Source organism: Corynebacterium sp. HMSC076D02 (assembly GCF_001813815.1).
Lineage (GTDB): Bacteria > Actinomycetota > Actinomycetes > Mycobacteriales > Mycobacteriaceae > Corynebacterium > Corynebacterium simulans.
Window position 1 is genome coordinate 1 of record NZ_KV814048.1, and the last position, 821, is coordinate 821.

The following is an 821-nucleotide window of genomic DNA, read 5'->3' on the forward strand; positions in this document are numbered from 1 at the left end:
ACATTGCTGACGATGGGGAGAAGATTCTGCTGCGTCATATCCCGAGGAATTGGATTCTTCAGTGGATTGATGCGGATGCCTATGGTGTTCGTGGTGCTCGCGTGCATTTTCCTGGTGATGATGTTCATGGGCGGATTGTTCCTGAGGACAATTTGATTCGTATTCATGGGTGGTCGCCGGAGGATGAGCGTTTTGGGGCGTCGCCGATTGAGGCTCTTCGGGTGATTCTTGAGGAGCAGGTTCAGGCGCAGATTTTCCGGCTTCAGATGTGGAAGCGTGGCGGGCGTGTTGGTTCGTATGTGACGCGTCCGAAGGATGCGCCGGATTGGACTCCGGAGGCACGCCAGCGGTTCAAGCACTCTTTCCAGGCGGCGTTCACTGGTGAGAGTGGGTCTCAGGCTGGTGGTGTTCCGGTTTTCGAGGATGGTATGGAGTGGCGAAAGTTGTCTGTCACCGCCCACGAGGAGGAGTTCGTGGAGGCGTCGAAGTTGGCGCTGACCACGGTGGCTGGTGTGTATCACGTCAACCCGACGATGCTCGGCCTACTCGACAACGCTAACTACTCCAACGTGAAAGAGTTCCGTAAATCGTTGTACGGCGACACGTTGGGCCCGCTGCTGAAGCAGATTAGCGAGAAGTTGAACGCCCGAATCCTGCGCTACGTGTCGGAGCGTAGTTATCTCGCTGAGGAACACCCGAATCTGGAGAATATCTATTTCGAGTTCAATCTTCGGGAGAAGCTTCAGGGCAACTTCGAGGAAGAGGCCGCAGTTCTTGGCGGTGCGGTCGGCGGGCCGTTCATGACGGTCAACGAGGCGCGC

At 56.5% G+C, this 821-nt stretch carries 1 protein-coding gene; it reads left to right on the forward strand.

Annotated elements, in window-relative coordinates; translation table 11 throughout:
• Nucleotides 1-101: 101 nt before the first annotated feature.
• Nucleotides 102-821, forward strand: a 720-nt coding sequence (locus HMPREF2935_RS07175) for a phage portal protein (RefSeq protein ID WP_246817797.1), incomplete at its 3' end; no start/stop codon positions are given.